Source organism: Streptomyces sp. NPDC057280 (assembly GCF_042668605.1).
Taxonomy (GTDB): Bacteria; Actinomycetota; Actinomycetes; order Streptomycetales; family Streptomycetaceae; genus Streptomyces.
Map to the genome: position 1 here is coordinate 129,102 of NZ_JBHUYR010000001.1, position 19,291 is coordinate 148,392.

Genomic DNA, 19,291 nt, shown 5'->3' on the forward strand with positions numbered 1-19,291 from the left:
CCGAGGGGCGGGCGATCACGGCGGCGTCTGCGTGGTCGGTTGTGTCGGGAGTCGAGCCGGTTTCAGCCATGGCCACCGTCATCGCCCCTGCACCGGGTGATCGCTGAGCAGCCGCGGTGGTACGGGTTCGCCGGGATCGAGGGCACGCCGAGGTAGGTGTCCCTGTTGAAGTGGGCGCCCGGGTCAGCGGACGGGTCATAGGTCATCTGCGCCTGGGCATGGGCGGGGTTGCCTACGAAGCGGTCGTACGTGAACGTCTGGCCCCGGTATTCGAGCTGGCCATTGACGACTTGCGCCCTCATTCGGTACACGCGCGCGCCGATGATCGCGGTGTTCGGGATGTGGTGGATGTACGCCCACTCCTGCTGGCCCCCGAAGCGCGCCAGCCCGGGGTTTCCGCGCACCTGGTCGTCGGTGTAAAGAGCGTTCCGCGCCATGTTGGCATCGATGAGGTACACGTAGGTGTCGGCCTCCACCCAGCGGCTGGTGCACTGACCGGTGATTCTCCAACCCATCCCCGGAAAGGGAGTCCACTGCGCATTCGGGCGGCCGCTCCGGCAGGGATTCGTCATCGCCGCACCCAGATTGCGGCCACCCTGGCTGCGGGCGAAGGTTTCCGACACCGACAGGGCCGCGCTCGTGGAGATGTAGCCGCTGCCGTCGCGGCCTTGGATGTGGCGCGGGAGGTCGTAGTCGGTACCGACCGCTGTGAAGCCGTTGTTGAAGATCTCGTACGGCGTCCGCGAGTCCCCGCGGTACACCACGGCCGGCAACTGCCGTTCGCTGACCGTGTCGGTGTTGACGATGTTGGAACACGAGGAGCCGTTGCCGAAGCCGCCCGCGCAGAAGCCGTACCCTGCCGCGTGCGCCGGGCTGGTCGAGACGAGGGCCTGGGTCAGGATGACCGCGACGGCGGCGAGGAACACCGCGAGTGCTGATATCCGGTAGCGCATCTGCCAGTTGGGCAGACGCGTTGCTGCTCGATTGAACATGGGCTCTCCGTGTCGGGGAGTGGTTGCGGTGTGCCACTGCACGCGCAGGTTGGAGTGCGAGAGCGTTCTCACGCGTTGTCGTGGCTTTCACCTGCATGGATGGCATCGACGATCCAGGCTCAGGGCAGGCCGAAACAATGGGGGACGGATTGAATGGGTAGGCGGCGCATCAGGATGGGTAGGGCCGATCCGGCCGCTGCGCGAACCCCTGCCGTAGGCGCCGGTGGTGGACGCGCTCGGCAAGGTCGGTCCCTGGCTGCCGGCCACCGGGCTGCCGTGGGCTGCGCCACCAGTCGATCCAGGCCGTGACGCCGTCGGCCCACGCGAGAGCGCGCTCACCCGCCGTCGACGACTGAACCGCGGGTTTCGGTCTCCGGAAGCGTCCGCGAAGGGTGGGGAAACAACACCGACGAGGCACGTCCGCGGTGCAGCGAAACAATGAGGAACGCGTCACAAACGTATTGAATGGGTAGGCAGCCGCAATAAAGTGCGTACCGCCGACGACGGCGGACGGACCAGCCTCCGCCGGTCACCTTTTCCGTCACCAGTCGAGCCAGGATGTGTCCGCAAGGGACGGTGCGCAGGTGGCTGAGCAGCAAGGCTCCCCCGGTCTTGGCCGGGGCTTCACGTTCGTCGGTCGCCGCCAGGAACTCGATCTGCTACTTGCCGTCACCAGACGGCCGCCCGCCGTGGTCATGATCGAGGGCGAGGCCGGCATGGGCAAGTCCCGGCTGGTGCGCGAGGCCACCCAGATCCTGAAGACCGAGGGGTGGCGGGTGGTGACGGGCTACTGCTGTCCACTGCGCGAACCCCTGCCGTACGGGCCGGTGGTGGACGCGCTCGGCAAGGTCGGTCCGTGGCTGCCGGCCGGCGGGCTGCCTCCGTCGGCCGGGGCGCTGGCCCCGCTCCTGCCGGACCTGGCCGACCGCCTCCCGGCGGCACCCGCCACACCGGGCCACCCCGGTGCGCTGCGCCACCAGTTGATCCAGGCCGTGCGCTCCGTGCTCGACGCGGTCGGGCGGGTGATCCTGGTCGTCGAGGACCTGCACTGGGCCGACGAGGCCACCCGCGAACTGCTCCTGCTGCTCGCCCGTGACCTGCCCGACCAGTTCGTCCTGGTGGTCACCTACCGGGCCGAGGACCTGGCGCCCGGGACGGCGGCCCTGGGCGCGGCCTACCGTCCACCACCCTGCACGAGCGGCACCGTGATCCGGCTGTCACCGCTGACCGAGAACGACGTGGCGGATCTCGCCGGCGCCGCGCTCGGCAGCCACGCCACCCCAGAGCTGTGCACGGTCCTCCACCGCCGCAGCGAGGGCCTGCCGCTGGTCGCCGAGGAAGACCTGATCACGCTGCGGGACCAGGCGTGTCGCGACGTCAGGGAGCTGGAGCGGGCCGAAGTGCCCACCGGTCTCAAGGAAGCGGTCAGCGAGCGGCTGACCTCGCTGTCGCCGGTCGGCGCCGCGGTCGTGGACGCGGCGGCGGTGCTGGCCGTACCGGCCACCGAAGAACTGCTGGCCGAGGTCGCCGGCCTGGACGGTGACGCGGCGGCCGAGGGGCTGGTCGACGCGCTGCGGGCGGCGGTGCTGCGCGTGACCGACACCGGCCGCTACACCTTCCGTCACGTGCTGGCCCAGCAGGTCGCCTACCGGCACATCCCGTGGCCTCGCCGGGCCCGCCTGCACCGGCGGGCCATCGACGAGCTCCAGGCCCACGACCCCCTCCCGCTGGTGCAGATCGCCCGCCACACGCTGGCCACCGGCGACCAGGAGGGCTGGCTCGACCAGATCGAGCAGGCCGTCGACCAGGCGGTCGCGCTCGGCGACACCGGCACCGCGGCCACCCTCCTGCACCGGATCCTGGACCGACCCCACGTGGACACCGAGCGGCGGTCCCGAGCCGCGCTCACGCTCGCCCGGATCGTCAACTACGGCGTCGACTACGCCGTGACCGTCCGCGAGCTGGGATCGGTGCTGGACGATCCGCGGCTGCCGGATGCCGTCCGGGGCGAGATACGCCTGGGGCTCGGCCTGGTCATGCTCAACCTCGGCGCCGACCCGGCCGGTTTCCGCGAGCTCGCCCACGCCGCCGACGAACTGGCGGCCACCCAGCCGCACAAGGCCGCTGTAGCGATGTTCAACCTGGCCCTCAACGAGCGGGACGGTGCCGCCGCGCACGCCTGGAACTGGCAGGACCGAGCCGAGCGGACCGTCCGCGACAGCGCCGACGAGAGGACCCGGAGACTGGTCCAGATCAACCGGCTCATCCTGACGGCTCGGGACGGCGATCCCGCCGTCTGGCCGCTGCTGGACCGGCTACCGCGCCGAGATGCCACCGGCGCGGTGCCGCGTGACGCCATCTACGCGCTGTACTCCCTCGCCGAGGTGGCCATGCAGCTCGGCCATGACCGGCGGGCCCGTGCTCTGCTGCGCGAGGTCGAGGACTTGGTCGAGCACGCGGCTCACGGGCGCATCGAGTGCCTGCCCCGCGTTGTGGGGCTGCGCCTGGACTGGCTGGCCGGGCGCTGGAGCAGGCTGGAGGAGGAGTACGCGGCCCTGGCGCAGGCCCACCCCGACGTGAAGCAGATCACCGTGGACCGAACTCTGTGCCAGGGACACCTCGCCCTCGCCCGGGGACGGCGCTCCCTGGCCCACGACCACTTCGCTACCGCGGCGGCGGCCGCCGACGGCACGAGCGAGGTGGACGTGAGCATCAGGATCGCCGCCGCGCTCACCGCGGTCCATCTCGCCGAGGGTGACCCGCAGGCGGCCTGGGCGATCGCCGAACCCGCGCTGTCAATGCTGCGAGGACTCAGGTCCTGGACTCGGACCATAGACCTCCTCCCGGTCGCCGCCGAGGCCGCACTGGCCTGCGGGCACCACGCGTTGGCCGAACGACTCGTGACGGAGGCCGAGTCGGACCTGTGCGACCGCGACGCGCCGGCGACCTCGGCCGAACTGGCGGTGGCCCGGGGTGTGTTGCTCCGCGCCATCGAGCCGGCGCGGGCCGCCGAGCACTTCGCCCAGGCGCAGCGCAGGTGGCAGGACATCGGCCGTCCCTACGACGCCGCCAAGGCCGCCGAACGCCGGGGTGAAGCCCTGACCTGCTCGTCTCCCGACGACGCGGCGGCGCACCTGGCCGACGCCGCGCGCTGCTTCACCGAGCTCGGCGCGAACGGCGACGCGGCACGCTGCCAACACCGCTTGCGCGAAGTCGGTGTCCAGACGTCGCGGCGACCGGGACGCCGCGGCTACGGCGGCGAGCTGTCGCCCCGTGAACGGGAAGTCGCCGAGCTGCTCGCCGACGGCGCCACCAACCAGGACATCGCCCAGACCCTGTTCCTGTCCCCCCGCACCGTCGAGAAGCACGTGGCCCGCGTCCTGACCAAGCTGGGCACCGAGCGGAAGGGAATCCAAGGCGGCCTGCCGATCTCCGGCGGCCACGGCCCTACGACCCCGTCTGAGCAAAGAGCCGAGCACCACCGATGATGCCGGACACACCGCACGGCACGTCATTGCACTCCAACGGAAACCGTCGGCTGGACAGGCCGCTGGTCTGGCACGGCTACGCTCCTTGCCCTTCCTCAGCCGCAACTGAATGCACGCGGGTGCATCACTTTCGTGAAACATGGGCCTTCTACTGTGAATGAACCGGTTGGTTCAATCGGGCTTCGCTCCGGGGACTTCAGGAGGCGCTGTGCCGGACGTCAGCTCCGCAAGTTTCATCCCGCGCAAGGTGACCGGCCCGCAGGAGGCGGCAGAGGTGCTCGCCGCCGAGGGCGCGGCCATCGTGACGGGGCTGGCGGACGAGGAGAAGGCGGTCGCGATGGGCCGCGCGATCATGGGGGACCGGGCAGTGCGGTGCGGTACCCAGTTCGAGGCGACGAAGGAGAGCGCCCGGGTCGAGGCGATGCAGATGAAGGCGCAGCCAGCCGACAGGCGCGGCCGCAAACGCGACGCCGCCGGCCCGTCCGAGGAGCGGATGGTCGCCCACAACGACGGCTTCGCTTTCGGTGACTACGCCCCCGACCATCTGTTCCTGTGGTGCGAGCGGCCCGCGGCCCGCGGCGGCGACTCCTTCCTGATCGACACCTCCCGGCTGCTGGACCTGCTGGCCGCCGATCCCGGCAGCGCCGCGCTCGCCGACTTCTGCCGTACGGTCGACATCGACCACTCCGAGCCCAACTACCCGCAGCGCGGCTTCTCACCGATCGTCCGGCGGACCCCGTCGGGCCGCTTCCAGGGCCGTCACCACCCCTATCTCGCGCCGGTCGAGGGTCCGTCGGAGCTGGAGCACTGGACGTATGTGCGTGCCTGGCAGGCCGCTGTCGTCGCGGCCCGTGACAGCGGGCCGATGTTCCGGGTGGGCCCGGGCGAGATGATCTGCATCGACAACTACCGGGTGTTGCACGGGCGGGACGGGTACAGCGACCCGCTGCGCAGGGTCTGCTCGATCTGGGGCTGGAGCCAGGACGCGGTCGCGGTTCCGGACGGCCCGCTGGACATCGTCGTTCCCCGGATCCCGATGGCGTCGTGAAACCTCCGTCGTTCCAGCGCCGTCCCTGACCGCGCGACCGGCCCCACCTCCAGCACCACCCACGCCCCCCTGTGCCGAAACCGGGCATGGAATCCGTAAGTAACGAACACGGAATGGCAGGGCAATCTACGTGCGTCAGTCTCGGCTTGGTCAACGGCGGGCGGCAGACAGTCGGCACTGAGCACGGAGGGATGCGCGATGAGCTGTGTCAGCACATGCAGCACGGATCTCCGGTGCCGTGCCCACCGGTCGGCCTGGACCCGCGGACGCGTGGCGCACGGTTCACATCCGGGGTCCGAGGGCTCTCACCACTGACCTCGGACCGATGACCGCGCCCGGCGCCCTGCCCGCTCAGTGGTTCCACGGTGCCTCCACCCCGGGATCGGCTTGTCACCGCGCTCTCTCGCCTCACACGTGTCCACGCCCCCGTGCCGGTGTGTGCGCCGCACACGTGTCTGTCCGGCCGTTCCCCGCCGCGCCACGCAGAAGGACTTCCGCATGACCACTGCTCCACCCCGCCCTGCTCTCCCTCAGGACTGCACGTTCGACGCCGGCGACTGGTCGATCCTCGCCCAGCACCGGTACCCGGTCGCCCTTTCGAGCCAGATCGGCGACGCCCCGACCGCCGTGCGCCTGCTCGAAGAGACGCTGGTGGCCTACCGCGTGGGCGGCAGCGTGGTCGTGCCCAACGGCATCTGCCCGCACCGCGGGGTGCCGCTGAGCCTGGGCGGCGGCGACCCCGCGCGGGCCTGCCTCCCGAACTCCAGGTCCCCGAACCGGACACGGCCGCCTGCGTCTTCGGGCCCGACGGCTTCATGACCCACGTCGCGGCCGAGGCGACGGCCGCGGGCTGGCACCCGGGGCAGCTTCACACCAAGCGCTTCGCCCCGGCGGCTCCGCCGTCCGCCGAAGCCGAAGCCGGAGCCGGAGCCGGAGCCAAAGCAGTTAGTCGCCACCGCGTGCACCATACGGATCGCAAGCACCGGCACCGGCTACCGCGTCCCCGCCGAACGCACCATCGCCGAGGTCTTCACCGCCCATAGCGTCGAGGTCGAGTTGTTCTACGAGCAGGGCATCTGCGGCGCCTGCCTCACCCCCGTCCTGGCCGGCGACCGGATCACCATCTGCTGCTCCCGCGCCCGCACCCCCGAACTCCTCCTCGGCCTGTGACCCGCGATCCCTGATCCCGGGCCGCCGCCCGACCGGAGACCGGCCCGGCACCGTCCGGCCTCGCCCCACCCACGTTCCTCAGGTCCGCAAGGCCGGTGCCGACCCGGCCAGTGAAAGGAAAGCGCGCCATGACCCGAAGCACGAACAGTGACAGAGCGTTCGCCGCCACCGACCGCCGTCTCTTCCTCAGGCGGGGACTCCAGTTGGGCGGTGCCGTGCTGCTCGGCGGCCCGCTGCTCGCCGCGTGCGGCGATTCCGATTCGTCGTCCTCCACTTCTCCCACGTCCTCCGGTGACAAGAGTTTCGGTGAGCTCACGCTTCGGCTGTCCTGGATCAAGAACGTCGAGTTCGCGGGCAGCTACATCGCGGACAGCAAGGGCTACTACACGGACGAGGGCTTCTCGAAGGTCACGCTGATAGGCGGCGGCCCGTCCGCGACCCCGATGGAGACGGACGTCGTCACCAAGAAGGCGCTCGTGGCGATCAGCGCCCCCGACATCACGGGCTCGGCCGTCGCCAAGGGCGCGCCGCTGAAGATCATCGGCGCGCAGTACCAGAAGAACCCGTTCTGCATCATGTCGATGGCCAAGGCCCCGATCACCAAGCCGGAGGACATGTACGGCAAGAAGATCGGCGTCCAGGCGGGCAACGAGTCCGTGTGGGCGGCGTACATCAAGGCGACCGGGCTCGACGAGTCGAAGATCACCAAGGTGCCGGTGCAGTTCGACCCGCTGCCCCTGACCCAGGGCACCGTGGACGGCTGGTTCTCCTTCGTGACGAACGAACCGAACACCCTGCGCCTGAAGGGCTTCAAGGTCGCCACGATGCTGCTCGCCGACACCGGCTACCCGCTGGTCTCCGAGACGTACATCGTCCGCCAGGACACCATCGACAAGCAGCGCGAACTGCTCAAGGCGTTCCTGCGCGCGGAGATCAAGGGCTGGAAGGCGAACATCGCCGACCCGGCGCTCGGCGCGAAGCTCGCGGCCGAGACGTACGGCAAGGGGCTCGGGCTGACGACCGAGGAGCAGACCCTCGAGGCCAAGGACGAGAACAAGCTCATCGTGAGCACCGACACCAAGAAGAACGGGCTGTTCACGATCACGCCGGAGCTGGTCGAGGAGAACCTCAAGACGCTGAAGTACGGCGGCCTCGACCTCACCGCCGCCAAGCTCTTCGACCTCTCGATCATCGAGGAGGTCTACAAGGAGGACCCCAGCCTCATCTGAGGCTCCGGCGGTACCGGTGCGGCCCCGTCGGGCCGCCGGTACCGGCTTCCCACTACCCGCACCGCACCCAGAGGTCAACTGATGAGTACCGCAGCAGCTGTTCCCGACGCCTCCGACGACCCCGGACAACAGGCCCGCTCCGGCACCGGGCTGTCCCTGCGCGGGCTGAGCAAGGAGTTCAAGCTCGGCCGGCAGCGCGTCCCCGCACTGGCCGGCGTCGACCTGGACACGGCCGAGGGCCAGTTCCTCACCCTGCTCGGGCCGTCGGGCTGCGGCAAGTCGACCGTGCTGCGGATCCTCGCCGGTCTCGACAGCCCGACCTCCGGTACGGCGCTCGTGCACGGCGAGGATCCGGAAGCGGCCCGGAAACGGCACCACCTGGGCATAGCCTTCCAGGACGCCGCGCTGCTGCCGTGGCGCTCGGTCGCCGCCAACATCCGGCTCCCGCTGGAGATCAGCGGCATCAAGGCCGACCCGGCCGCCATCGCCGACCTCATCAAGCTGGTCGGCCTCGAAGGCTTCGAGAAGGCCCGCCCCGCCCAGCTCTCCGGCGGCATGCGGCAGCGCGTCGCGATCGCCCGCTCGCTGGTCGTCGACCCCAAGGTGCTGCTGCTGGACGAGCCGTTCGGCGCGCTGGACGACATGACCCGCCAGCGGCTCAACCTCGAACTCCAGCGCATCTGGCAGGCCCGCGCGGTGACCACCCTGCTGGTCACCCACTCCATCAACGAGGCCGTGCTGCTGAGCGACACCGTCGCGGTCATGTCTCCCCGTCCGGGCCGGATCGTGGAGGAGGTCACCATCGATCTGCCCCGCCCGCGGACCCCGGAGATGATGCGCTCGCCCGAATTCCACGCGTACGCCGACCAGTTGTCGGAACTCCTGTTCGGCCGCGCGGAGGCTCCCGCCGAGGCCACCGAGGCCACCGCCGAAGCCGCCGACGCCGCCCCCGAGCCCGCCGCGGAGGCGTCATGAGCGCGCACCGCTCCGCCTGGGCCGGAGGGGCCCTCGGCATCGCCGCCCTGCTCGGGGTGTGGTCGCTGCTGTCCACCACGGTCGTCGGCACCGGGGACGGCGTGCCCACCCCCTGGGCGGTCGTGGCGAGCGTGTTCGACGACGGCTGGACCTTCTACAGCCCGCACGTCACCCAGACCGTGGGCGAGGCCCTGACCGGCTATCTGCTCGGCAACGCGCTGGCGCTGGGCCTGGCGGTGCTGGTTCTCCTGGTGCCCGTGCTGGAGCGGGTGATCACGCAGATCGCAGTGGCCTCGTACTGTCTTCCGATCGTCGCGGTCGGCCCGATCCTGTCCCTGGTCCTGGACGGTGACAAGCCGATGGCGGCGATGGCCGGGCTGTCGGTCTTCTTCACCACCCTCATCGGCGCCCTGCTCGGACTGCGCTCGGCCGACCCAGCCTCGCTGGACCTGGTACGCGCCTACGGCGGCGGCCGCTGGCAGCAGTTGCTCCGGGTCCGCCTGATCGCCGCGCTGCCCAGCACCCTGGCCGCGCTCCGGATCGCCGGTCCCGCGGCACTGCTCGGCGCGATCATCGGCGAGTACCTCGGCCGCGTCGACAGCGGCCTCGGCATCGCCATGACCATCGCCCAGCAGCAGCTCGACGTGCCCCGCACCTGGGGCATCGCCCTGGTCTCGGGCGCGGTGGCAGGCGTCGCGTACGGGGTGGTCGGGCTCGTCGCCCGCTATGCCCTGCCGTGGTCGCGCACGACGACAGTGGAAGGCGGAGGCGCATGAGCACCGTGACGGGAACGCAGCCAGGGAGGGCCCCGGCGCTGCGGTTCGCGGCGGGCGTGCTGCGCCCGCTGTTGAACGTGATCGTGACGATGGCGGCCGTCGTCGTCCTCTGGATCGTCTTCCTGGAGGTCTACGACCTGGACCCGCTGGTGGCCAAGTCACCGGTCGACATCTTCCACTACCTGTTCACGGGCGCGGACGCCGGCGCCCACCGTTCGCTGGTCTCCTCGGGCCTCGGTCGCACGCTGCTGGACGCCGGGTTCGGCTTCGTGGCCGGGCTGGTGGCGGCGGTCGCGGTGGCGGTCGTGTTCGTCCTGTCCCGGAGCGTCGAGCAGGCGCTGCTGCCCGTGGCGGTCGTCCTGCGGTCGGTACCCCTGGTGGCGATGACCCCGCTCATCACGCTCGTCTTCGGGCGCGGTCTGATGGCCACCACCGTCATCAGCGGCCTGATCGTCTTCTTCCCCGCCCTGGTCACCATGGCCTTCGGCCTGCGCTCCGCGTCCCGCCAGGCGGCCGACCTGTGCCGCGCCTACGGCGCCGGTGACTGGACGGTCGCCCGCAAGGTCATGCTGCCCAGCGCGGTCCCCGCGTTCTTCGCCAGCGCCCGCGTCGGCGTCCCCGGAGCCCTGATCGGCGCGCTGCTCGCCGAATGGCTCTCCACCGGCCAGGGCCTCGGATACGCCATGCTCAAGGACTCCTCCACCTTCGACTACGACCACCTCTGGGCGTCGGTCGCGGTCCTCACCGCGGTGTCCGCACTGGCGTACAACATCATCGCGGCCGTGGAGACCGTCGCCCTGGCCCGCTTCGCGCCCAACATCCGTCCGGGCACCTGATCCCGTCCCGCTGCAACTGGAGACCTGCGCAATGGATGCCTCCGCCGTCGCCACCACCTTCGGCGCCCAACTCCCCCCATGGGTGCTGACCGAACTGGCCGACGCACCCGAGACCCTCCCCACCGACGAGGACCGGATCCGTCTCACCAACCGCCTCGCGGACCGCAACCACCGTGAGGACACCGGCGGCCCGTTCGCCGCCCTGGTCGTGGAGACGGAGACCGGTCGCCTCGTCTCGGCGGGGGTCAACCTCGTCCTGTCCTCAGGGCTCTCCTCCACCCACGCCGAGGTCGTCGCCGTCTCCCTCGCACAGACCCGGCTGGGCGCGTGGGACCTCGGCGCACCGGGCGGCCCCGATCTCGAACTGGTCGTGAACTGGCGCCCCTGCGTGATGTGTTACGGCGCCGCGATGTGGTCCGGGATCCGCCGCCTGGTCATCCCGGGAGAAGGCCCCGAGCTGGAACAGCTCACCGGCTTCGACGAGGGCCCCATGCGTGAGGACTGGGCCGAGCAGTTCGAGCAGCGCGGCATCCAGGTCACGTCCGGAGTACTGCGCGATGAGGCGATCGCGGTCTTCCGCGCCTACGGCGAACGCGAGGACGCCGTCGTCTACAACGCACGCGGCTCCGCCACGGTCACCTCGTAGCCGATCCGGGTGGCGCATACGACCAGGAACCCGACCACCGCGGCACCGACATCGACCACGACGGCCCCGGCGCACCATGTGCTTGGGCCAGTGCCGTCCAGCCACGGGCAGCACGACGTCGGACATTCCCCAGAGGATCCGTCGACCGGCTCAGCGACGGACGCGGTAGCGGATGTGAGTGGCCTCCGGCGTGTCGATCACCCGGATGATCTCCAACTCGATCTGCGACGGCAAGACGTCGAACAGCCGACGGCCATCACCGAGCAGTACCGGGATCTGATGGATCTGCACCTCGTCCAGCACCCCGGCCTCAAGCGCCCGTTGCGCGGTGTACGCGCCACGCACCTGCACGTCCTTGTCCCCGGCGGCGGCCTTGGCCTGTGCCATCGCGCTTTCGATCCCGTCAGTCACGTAGGTCACCAACGGATAGCCCCAACGGGCGGCGGGGCCGGGTGGGCGGTGACTGGGCACGAAGATCGGGAGACCGCCGTGATCACCACCCCAGTGATCCATCAGTTCGGCGGTGCGTCGTCCCGCGAGCACCGCACCGGCTGCGTTCCATTCGTCCTGGAATCGCGCGGCCGGCCCGGACAGCGAGCCGGATTCGTCCTCCGGGTCGGCCCACTTGTGCAGTCGTTCGCCATCGTCGCCGCCCAGAAAGTCGTTTGGATCGGCGATGAATCCGTCGAGCGACATCGACATGTCGAGCACTGATACGGACACTGCGACCTCCTGCGGCTTCGAACCAGACTGCTTCAACTGGGCTGTAGACCCGGCACGGCGCCATTACTCATCGGGCAGTGCGGCGGCAACGGCTCACCGAGGAAGAAGCGGCCGTAGAGCTGGGTGAAGCAGGCCTCTGCCGCGGAGATGCACTGTCCGTCTTTCCGCAGGTCAGGAGCCTGCACAAGGGAGACGGCGGGTGGGACTCGAACCCACGGCCGACGGATGATGAGTCCGCCGCACCGCGCCAACGGCGTTCCGCCGAGCGGATCCGGATCAGGGGCCCGCGAGTCTGGCCGCCAGATACGGCGCCGTGGCGCTGCGGCGGGACCTCGCCACCTTGGCCGGCGCCCCCGCCGCGACGACCCGGCCGCCCGCGTCGCCGCCGCCCGGACCGAGGTCGATGACCCAGTCGGCGGTGGCGATGGTGTCCAGGTCGTGCTCGACGAGGACGACTGTGTTGCCGGCGTCGACGAGCCGGTGCAGCTGCCGCAGCAGCAGCGCGATGTCCGAGGGGTGCAACCCCGTCGTCGGCTCGTCGAGCAGGTACAGTGCGTGCCCGCGGCGGGCGCGCTGCAGTTCGGTGGCCAGTTTGATGCGTTGCGCCTCACCGCCGCTGAGTTCCGTCGCGGGCTGGCCCAACCGCAGGTACCCCAGCCCCACCTCGCGCAGCGTCTCCAGGCTGCGGGAGGCGGCCGGGACGGCGGACAGGAACGTGGCGGCGGCGTCGACGGACAGCGACAGTACGTCCGCGATGTTCTTGCCGCGGTAGGTGACTTCCAGCGTTTCGGCGTTGTACCGGGCGCCTTCGCAGGTCGGACACGGCGCGTAGGTGCCGGGCAGGAACAGCAGTTCCACCGCGACGAAACCTTCGCCCTGGCAGGTCTCGCACCGCCCTTCGGGCACGTTGAAGGAGAACCGCCCGGCCGAGTAGCCGCGCGCCCTGGCCTCGTCCGTCGCCGCGTACAGCTTGCGCACCGCGTCGAACATCCCCGTGTACGTGGCCAGGTTGGAGCGGGGAGTTCGGCCGATGGGCCGTTGGTCGACCAGGACCAGCCGGTCGAACGACTCGACCCCCGCCGCGTCCTGGACGTCGACCTCAAGCTGCGCCTCGTCGGGTTCTTCGGGCACGAGTCCGAGGTGGCCGCGGACGACCTCGGCGAGCACCTGTGTCACCAGCGTCGACTTCCCGGAACCGGACACGCCCGTCACCGCCGTCAGCACGCACAGCGGTACGTCGACGGACACGTCGTGCAGGTTGTGGCGGGAGACGCCGCGCAGGTGCAGCCAGCCGTGGGGTGCGCGCGGGCGGTGCTCGAGCGGCTGGGCGCGGCCGAACAGGTACCGGCTCGTCGCCGACTCCTCGACCCGCTCAAGACCGGCGACCGGGCCGCTGTAGAGCACGCGTCCGCCGCCCTCGCCCGCGCCGGGGCCGATGTCGACCACCCAGTCCGCCCGCCGTACGACGTCCATGTCGTGCTCCACGACGAACAGCGAGTTGCCCGCCGCCTTGAGGCGGTCCAGCACGTGCAGCAGCGGTTCCGCGTCAGCCGGGTGCAGGCCCGCGGAGGGTTCGTCGAGGACGTAGACGACGCCGAACAGCCCCGAGCGCAGCTGGGTGGCGATCCGCAGACGCTGCGCCTCGCCGGGCGACAGGGTCGTCGAGCGGCGCCCGAGGCTGAGATATCCGAGACCCAGGTCGAGCAGTACGTCGATCCGCGCGACCAGATCACCGCAGATCCGGACCGCGACCTCGGTCGTCTCCCCGGACCGGGCGGTCGACGTGGTGGCCTCGGCCTTCGACCGCTCCGCGACGGGCCGCAGCAGCACCACGACCTCGGTGAGCGGCATCGCGTTGATCTCGGCAAGGGAACGCCCGGCGAAGGTCACGGCGAGCGCCTCGGGTCGCAGTCCGCTGCCGTGACACTCGGGGCAGGGCACACTCCTGACGAACCGGAGGGCCCGTTCGCGCATCTTTTCGCTCTTGGAGTCGGCGAGGACGTGCATGACGTGCTTGCGGGCGCTCCAGAACTTGCCCTGATAGCCGTAGTCGACGCGGTCCTCCTCCGGCTCGATGTACACGGAGGGCTGCTCGTCCGTGTACAGCAGCCAGTCCCGGTCCTTCTTCCTGAGCCTGCGCCATGGCCGGTCGATGTCGATCCCCAGGTTGCTCACGACGCTTCGCAGGTTGGCGCCCTGCCAGGCGCCGGGCCAGGCGGCGATCGCCCCCTGACGGATGCTCAGCGAGGGGTCCGGGACGAGCAGGTCCTCGGCCACGTCGTGGACGACGCCGAGCCCGTGGCACTCCGGGCACGCGCCGGCCGCGGTGTTGGGGGAGAACGACTCGGCTTCCAGCCGCGCGGCCCCGGGCGGATAGGTACCGGCACGGGAGTACAGCATGCGCAGCAGATTGGACAGCGTGGTGAGGGTGCCGACCGTCGAGCGCGAGCTGGGCGACCCGCGCCGCTGCTGCAGGGCCACGGCCGGTGGCAGCCCGGTGATCTCCTGCACGTGCGGTGCACCGACCTGTTGCAACAGCCTTCGGGCGTACGGTGCCACGGACTCGAAGTAACGCCGCTGGGCCTCCGCGTAGAGCGTGCCGAACGCGAGCGAGGACTTGCCCGAACCGGAGACGCCGGTGAAGGCGACCATCGCGTCCCGCGGGACGTCGACGTCGATGTTCCGCAGGTTGTTCTCACCGGCGCCCCGGACATGCACGAATGGGTCGGTCGCGTCCTTGTCCACCGTTCATGCTTACCTGATCACGCCGGGCACCGCGCGACGGACGCCATCATGGGGCCCCGCTCAGGCGAGCACCCGCCAGATCTCCCGTATGTCGTGGCCCGCTTGGTCGACGCTGGTCAGCTGGACAGGAGTGAGGCCGGCGATCTCGGTGGTATGGCGGACACGAACGTGCTCGGTGAGCCTGTGCCTGCCATCGCCTCGGTGTAACCGCTGGTCAGCACGGTCTCGGGTGTGCGCTCCCAGAGCCACTGGGTCACGTCCAGCGGCAAGGTCCCGGTGTACATGGGTACGTCCGCGGTCTCCCTCACGTACGTGGGATCGATCACCGTGAAACAGCGTGGGAGTCCGCAGCCGGGAGACAGGACGGCGGTGGCTGGGGACGTTGTGAACCGTGAGGTCAGGGCAGAGGGCGTCGGTGATGCAGCGGCGACCGGCTCATGGTTGACGTGTGCGGTCGGCCTCGGGCGATCATGGTGCATGACTCGCGCTCTGTCGACGCCGCCCGTCATCACCCCCGGCTTGCTCGGGGGCTCCCCCCAACCCGTGCTCCCCGCCGCCGGGGGCTTGCTGCTGCGCCCCTGGGAAGACGCCGACGCACCGGCGTTCCTGTCTGCTTACCAGGATGATGAGATCCGCCGTTGGCACACGCGTCGGCCCTCCTGCGAGGGCCAGGCCCGGGAATGGTTCGACGCATACCGCCAGGACTGGAAGCGCGAGAAGGGCGGCCACTGGGCGATCACCCGCGACGGCGAGGAGGTGCTCGGCCGGCTGGCGCTCCGCGGCCTGGACTTCGACGACGGCACAGCCGGCGTGGCCTACTGGACACTTCCGGCCGCCCGCGGCGCCGGTGTGGCGTCGCACGGCCTCCAGGCGCTCACCGCCTGGGCCCTGGACGAGATCGGCTTCCACCGTCTGGAACTGGACCACTCCACCCACAACCATGCGTCGTGCAGGGTCGCCACCAAGTCCGGTTACCTCCTGGAAGGCACCAAACGCAGTGCCGCCGTGCATGACGACGGCCGACACGACATGCACCTGCACGCCCGCATCCGAGAAGACCGGGACACCCCACCGACACCGCCCGCCGGCCCCCGTTCAGACCGCCCTCCGAAGCCAATTCACGACGCCTGGTCTTCATGAATCATGGGCGAACTGGGGCCGGTTGAGGTCGCCTCCGCGGGGCCGCGGAAAGAGCAGGAGATGACGGCAGAACTGGCCACGCACATCGTGGAAGTGTGTGGTCGTCACTACGCGGCCGTGACCGGCGCAAAACCTCTGCAGCAGTGGGGCTGAGGGGGCGTGCAGACGGGCGGCGCGGAAAGCCTGGGCAACGACGCCGGTGGTCTGTTTCAGGCCGCCCGCCCGGCCAACCTGTGCAGGGTCCTTGCGGCAGATGATCCGGGGTCGGCCGTGATCAGGACGACTTCCTGGTCGTCCTCGGGTACGAGCAGGACATCGCAGTTCAAGCGCAGCGTGCCGGCCTGCGGGTGGTGGAGGGTTTTGGTGCGGTGTCCGGGGGCGTGGACCGGGCGCGTCTGCCAGATCTGGCGGAACTCCTCGCTGCCGGCGTGCAGTTCTGCCAGCAGGGCCGACAGCTGTGGGTCATGCGGATAGCGGTCGGCGGCCCGGCGCAGCCGCGCCACCACCATGTGCCCGAACTCCTCAGTGCGGGAGGTCTCGTACATCCGTCCCTGGCCGAGGAAGCGGCGCCGGGCCAGGTTGGTCGTCCCGCTGCCGAGGTCGCCGCCGAGCAGTACCTGGGCCAGGGGGTTCCAGGCGACGACGCCGTACGCCGCGTCAGTGACGAGGGCGCCGGTCTCCGGCAGCCGCTCCAGCATCCGGGCCACATGCGGGCGCACCCGGCGCACGGCGCTGATGCCGGGCGGTGCGCTCGATCCCGCCAAGCGGAACAGATGGCTGCGCTCGGCCGACGTGAGCCGCAGCGCCTTCGACAACGCCTCCAGGATCCGGGCCGACGGCCGCGGGCCCCGGGCCTGCTCCAGCCGCGTGTAGTAGTCGACCGACATGTGGGCGAGCTCGGCCACCTCTTCGCGGCGTAGGCCTGGCGTCCGGCGATCGGTGCCCGTCGCCGTCAGCCCGATCTCGTGCGGACGCAGGCCCGCCCGGCGGTCCCGCAGGAAGCGGGCCAGCTCCTGCCGTGCCATGCCGATTCCTCCCACTGCCTGGTACAGGCTGTCCCTGGCAAAGCGCCCACGGCCAGGGAACCGTAGTTGTCATGAACGATCGCACAGCTTTGGTCACCGGTGCCAACAAGGGCATCGGCAAGCACATCGCCCGGCTGCTCGCCGCCGAGGGCCTCACCGTGTACGTGGGCGCACGCGATCGCGGGCTCGGACAGCGAGCCGTCGAGGAGATCGGTGAAGGCGCCCGCCTGCTGGTCCTCGACGTGACGGATCCTGACGGCATCGCAAGGGCCGCGTCCCAGGTGGAGCGTCTGGACGTGCTGGTCAACAACGCCGGGATCTCACCGTCTCTCGCCTTGCCGGCCGACACGAGCGTCGAGGAGTTCCGGCGCACCTTCGAGACCAACGTCTTCGCAGTGGTGGCGGTGACCAATGCCTTCCTGCCCGCCCTGCGCCGGTCCCCGTACCCGCGCATCGTCAACGTCTCCAGCGGCACCGCGTCGCTGACCTGGAGCACCAACCCCAACCCCCAGTTCACACCCGGAAGCGGTGGCGCTGCCGCCTACCGGTCGTCCAAGGCCGCTCTGAACGCCCTCACCGTCCTCTACGCCCAGACATTGGCCGAGGACGGCTTCAAGGTGAACGCGCTCGCCCCCGGCATGCGGGCCACCGACCTCAATCCCCTGGCCGCCGCTGCCGGCGGCGACCCGGCCGAGGCCGCCCGGGAAGCCGTCCACCTGGCTCTGCTGCCGGACGACGGCCCCTCAGGAGGCTTCTTCTCCTGGGACGGAACACCCGTGCCCTGGTGAGCGCGGCGACACCCGGGCGACGCCTGGCGGTCCTGCGTCACTCCGAGGAAGCCGCACAGGAGGCGACGAGACACCGTATGATTTGGGTCCGAACAATTCTGTCGTCTCACGGTCTCAGGCGGCCCGAAGGAGCGTGCACGTGCCCGGCCAGCGATCCATCACCGAGGCCGAGAAACTGGCAGCGGCCAGGCTCGGCGGTATCCCCGTCCGGCATGACCAGATGGCGGTGGTCGCCAACATCTATCGCGCCGCCTCGGCGGTGCGGCAGCACCTGGAGAACTCCGTGCTGCGCGGCGTCGACCTGACCTGGACCGCGTTCGTGGTGCTCTGGGTCATCTGGATCTGGGGCGAGTCGGAGACGCGGCACGTGGCCGAAGAAGCCGGGATTTCCAAGGGCACGCTCACGGGGGTGGCCCGGACGCTGGAAAGTCGAGGGCTTGTGCGGCGAGCAGACCATCCCACCGACGGGAGGCTGGTGCTGTTGAGCCTGACCGACGAAGGGCAGGAGCTGATGCAGCGTCTGTTTCCGGCGTTCAACGAGGAGGAAGCCTTCGTCACCGGGCGGCTCAGCGACGCGGACTGCCGGACCGTCGCCGACGGGTTGCGCCGGGTGGTACTGCAGGTGGAGGAGAACGGCGAGGAGCGCCGCCAGGATCTGCTGGGCGGTGCCGCCCCGGCGCCACGCCGCAGCGGCCGCCGTAAGGCCTGAGCCGCGGCAGTTCCGGACAGGGACGTCCGGATCGCTACGGGTCGAATTGCGACCAGGAACAGACCTCGGCCGCCCTCGTCCCCATGGCGGCCCGTCGCAGGTGGGGTGAGGTGTGGCCGCCGTCGGAGACCTCGCCGATGAGGCCGCGTTCCCGGATGAGCCGTAGGCACACCTGAGCGCCGCCGTAGCGGATGGCCGGCACCGCCGTCGCGCCGACGGGCGCCGGTAGGGCTGAGGAGAGCCTGCCAGGTGGCCGGACCTGCTGGTCACACCCTGGGGACATGCTCGACATCGCCGCTCACTGGGTGCGCGCGGGAGAGCTTCGGCTCATCAGGGAACGCCGGGTGCCCTCGGTGATGCCTGTGCGCGGTGGGCCGCGAGGAGCCGGCGCAAGGCCTCGATGCTCTCCTCGATGCGTTCCGGCGCGCCGGATGTGACCTGGTGGAAGACGAGGCCGTCCAGGGCCGCGAAGACGATCTCCGTCATCTCCTGCGACACGTCGAAGCAGGCGAGTGCCTCGCGAACGGCATCGCGATAGGCGTCGTAGAGCAGGTCGACATGGTGGCGCAGTTCCGGCCGCCGCCTGGATTCGAGCTTGAGCTCGTACTGGAACACCTGCAGGTCCGGATCGGCGGCGATGAACGCGGCGAGCGTCGCGGCGAAGTCCTCCAGACGGCCGCTGGCGGGCACCAGCGACGACGTGTCGATACTGCGCCGCACGGCCCAGCCCAAAGCCTCTTCGAGCAGCGTGTCACGTGATCCGAAGTGGTGGACGACGAGGCCGTGGGTCACACCGGCCTCGGCGGCCACGGACCGGTACGTCAGCTTCCGCAGGCCCCCTCGCGCGACGACCCTGACGGCCGCGGCCATCAAGGCTTCCCGCCCCTGACCGTACCCCGGCCGATTGTCCTGGCCGCCGGTCCCCTCATCGACCACCGTCTCGGTCATATACCCCTCTCCCCCTCCCCCTGCAGGCCCTGACAAGCAAATCTATCCTATTG

Annotated in this window: 16 protein-coding genes and 1 tRNA gene; 11 read left to right on the top strand and 6 right to left on the bottom strand. The window is 70.4% G+C overall.

The window, feature by feature from the left end; translation table 11 throughout:
• Nucleotides 1–62: 62 nt before the first annotated feature.
• Nucleotides 63–992 (bottom strand): hypothetical protein, encoded by a 930-nt coding sequence (locus tag ACFUO4_RS00605; protein ID WP_383478176.1) that lies wholly within the window; start codon nt 990–992, stop codon nt 63–65.
• Nucleotides 993–1,576: 584 nt separating this feature from the next.
• Between ACFUO4_RS00605 and ACFUO4_RS00610 the strand changes: the two genes are divergently transcribed.
• The 8 genes from ACFUO4_RS00610 (at nt 1,577) to ACFUO4_RS00645 (ending at nt 11,160) form a co-directional block, all read left to right on the top strand.
• Nucleotides 1,577–4,480: an AAA family ATPase gene (locus ACFUO4_RS00610; RefSeq protein WP_383478179.1), complete on the top strand. Its 2,904-nt coding sequence runs from the start codon at nt 1,577–1,579 to the stop codon at nt 4,478–4,480.
• A gap of 208 nt (nt 4,481–4,688) precedes the next feature.
• Nucleotides 4,689–5,528, top strand: coding sequence for a TauD/TfdA family dioxygenase (locus ACFUO4_RS00615; protein ID WP_383478182.1), 840 nt, complete (start codon nt 4,689–4,691; stop codon nt 5,526–5,528).
• 498 nt (nt 5,529–6,026) lie between these two features.
• A complete protein-coding gene (locus ACFUO4_RS00620; RefSeq protein ID WP_383478185.1) occupies nt 6,027–6,347 on the top strand; it encodes a Rieske 2Fe-2S domain-containing protein in 321 nt (106 codons plus the stop codon).
• Nucleotides 6,348–6,826: 479 nt separating this feature from the next.
• On the top strand, nt 6,827–7,927 hold the full coding sequence (locus ACFUO4_RS00625) for an ABC transporter substrate-binding protein (protein WP_383478188.1): 1,101 nt from the start codon (nt 6,827–6,829) through the stop codon (nt 7,925–7,927).
• Between the two features lie 81 nt (nt 7,928–8,008).
• Entirely contained in the window at nt 8,009–8,902 is an 894-nt protein-coding gene (locus ACFUO4_RS00630; RefSeq protein WP_383478191.1) for an ABC transporter ATP-binding protein, read from the top strand.
• Entirely contained in the window at nt 8,899–9,678 is a 780-nt protein-coding gene (locus tag ACFUO4_RS00635) for an ABC transporter permease (RefSeq protein ID WP_079310791.1), read from the top strand. The genes ACFUO4_RS00630 and ACFUO4_RS00635 overlap by 4 nt, the downstream gene beginning before the upstream one ends.
• Nucleotides 9,675–10,514: an ABC transporter permease gene (locus ACFUO4_RS00640; protein ID WP_383478194.1), complete on the top strand. Its 840-nt coding sequence runs from the start codon at nt 9,675–9,677 to the stop codon at nt 10,512–10,514. Before ACFUO4_RS00635 ends, ACFUO4_RS00640 begins: the two co-directional genes overlap by 4 nt.
• Before the next feature lie 31 nt (nt 10,515–10,545).
• Entirely contained in the window at nt 10,546–11,160 is a 615-nt protein-coding gene (locus ACFUO4_RS00645) for a nucleoside deaminase (RefSeq protein ID WP_383478197.1), read from the top strand.
• A gap of 150 nt (nt 11,161–11,310) precedes the next feature.
• Here ACFUO4_RS00645 and ACFUO4_RS00650 read toward each other — a convergent pair whose 3' ends face one another.
• The 3 genes from ACFUO4_RS00650 to uvrA all read right to left on the bottom strand — a co-directional run bounded on the left by ACFUO4_RS00650 (nt 11,311) and on the right by uvrA (nt 14,628).
• On the bottom strand, nt 11,311–11,883 hold the full coding sequence (locus ACFUO4_RS00650) for a dihydrofolate reductase family protein (RefSeq protein WP_383478200.1): 573 nt from the start codon (nt 11,881–11,883) through the stop codon (nt 11,311–11,313).
• 193 nt (nt 11,884–12,076) lie between these two features.
• A tRNA-Ile gene (locus ACFUO4_RS00655) sits at nt 12,077–12,146 on the bottom strand.
• Between the two features lie 13 nt (nt 12,147–12,159).
• A complete protein-coding gene (uvrA, locus tag ACFUO4_RS00660; RefSeq protein WP_383478203.1) occupies nt 12,160–14,628 on the bottom strand; it encodes an excinuclease ABC subunit UvrA in 2,469 nt (822 codons plus the stop codon).
• A 477-nt stretch (nt 14,629–15,105) separates the two neighbouring features.
• On the opposite strand from uvrA, the gene ACFUO4_RS00665 reads away from it, so the two are divergent.
• On the top strand, nt 15,106–15,768 hold the full coding sequence (locus tag ACFUO4_RS00665) for a GNAT family N-acetyltransferase (protein WP_383478206.1): 663 nt from the start codon (nt 15,106–15,108) through the stop codon (nt 15,766–15,768).
• Between the two features lie 209 nt (nt 15,769–15,977).
• On the opposite strand, the gene ACFUO4_RS00670 is transcribed toward ACFUO4_RS00665, so the two are convergent.
• A complete protein-coding gene (locus ACFUO4_RS00670) occupies nt 15,978–16,793 on the bottom strand; it encodes a helix-turn-helix transcriptional regulator (protein WP_383478209.1) in 816 nt (271 codons plus the stop codon).
• A 71-nt stretch (nt 16,794–16,864) separates the two neighbouring features.
• Here ACFUO4_RS00670 and ACFUO4_RS00675 point away from each other — a divergent pair, with 71 nt between their 5' ends.
• On the top strand, nt 16,865–17,581 hold the full coding sequence (locus ACFUO4_RS00675; RefSeq protein ID WP_383478212.1) for an SDR family oxidoreductase: 717 nt from the start codon (nt 16,865–16,867) through the stop codon (nt 17,579–17,581).
• A gap of 139 nt (nt 17,582–17,720) precedes the next feature.
• On the top strand, nt 17,721–18,290 hold the full coding sequence (locus ACFUO4_RS00680) for a MarR family winged helix-turn-helix transcriptional regulator (RefSeq protein ID WP_079310798.1): 570 nt from the start codon (nt 17,721–17,723) through the stop codon (nt 18,288–18,290).
• 330 nt (nt 18,291–18,620) lie between these two features.
• Here the strand turns inward: ACFUO4_RS00680 and ACFUO4_RS00685 are convergent, their stop codons facing one another.
• On the bottom strand, nt 18,621–19,238 hold the full coding sequence (locus ACFUO4_RS00685) for a TetR/AcrR family transcriptional regulator (protein ID WP_383478215.1): 618 nt from the start codon (nt 19,236–19,238) through the stop codon (nt 18,621–18,623).
• Nucleotides 19,239–19,291 lie beyond the last annotated feature (53 nt).

What these genes read in the sequence shown, in the direction of transcription:
- ACFUO4_RS00630 (WP_383478191.1), top strand. Translation starts at nt 8,009, where the DNA reads ATGAGTACCGCAGCAGCTGTTCCCGACGCCTCCGACGACCCCGGACAA.
- ACFUO4_RS00685 (WP_383478215.1), bottom strand. Translation starts at nt 19,238, where the DNA reads ATGACCGAGACGGTGGTCGATGAGGGGACCGGCGGCCAGGACAATCGG.
- ACFUO4_RS00635 (WP_079310791.1), top strand. Translation starts at nt 8,899, where the DNA reads ATGAGCGCGCACCGCTCCGCCTGGGCCGGAGGGGCCCTCGGCATCGCC.
- ACFUO4_RS00605 (WP_383478176.1), bottom strand. Translation starts at nt 992, where the DNA reads ATGTTCAATCGAGCAGCAACGCGTCTGCCCAACTGGCAGATGCGCTAC.
- ACFUO4_RS00645 (WP_383478197.1), top strand. Translation starts at nt 10,546, where the DNA reads ATGGATGCCTCCGCCGTCGCCACCACCTTCGGCGCCCAACTCCCCCCA.
- ACFUO4_RS00625 (WP_383478188.1), top strand. Translation starts at nt 6,827, where the DNA reads ATGACCCGAAGCACGAACAGTGACAGAGCGTTCGCCGCCACCGACCGC.
- ACFUO4_RS00675 (WP_383478212.1), top strand. Translation starts at nt 16,865, where the DNA reads ATGAACGATCGCACAGCTTTGGTCACCGGTGCCAACAAGGGCATCGGC.
- ACFUO4_RS00665 (WP_383478206.1), top strand. Translation starts at nt 15,106, where the DNA reads ATGACTCGCGCTCTGTCGACGCCGCCCGTCATCACCCCCGGCTTGCTC.
- ACFUO4_RS00620 (WP_383478185.1), top strand. Translation starts at nt 6,027, where the DNA reads ATGACCACTGCTCCACCCCGCCCTGCTCTCCCTCAGGACTGCACGTTC.
- ACFUO4_RS00640 (WP_383478194.1), top strand. Translation starts at nt 9,675, where the DNA reads ATGAGCACCGTGACGGGAACGCAGCCAGGGAGGGCCCCGGCGCTGCGG.
- ACFUO4_RS00670 (WP_383478209.1), bottom strand. Translation starts at nt 16,793, where the DNA reads ATGGCACGGCAGGAGCTGGCCCGCTTCCTGCGGGACCGCCGGGCGGGC.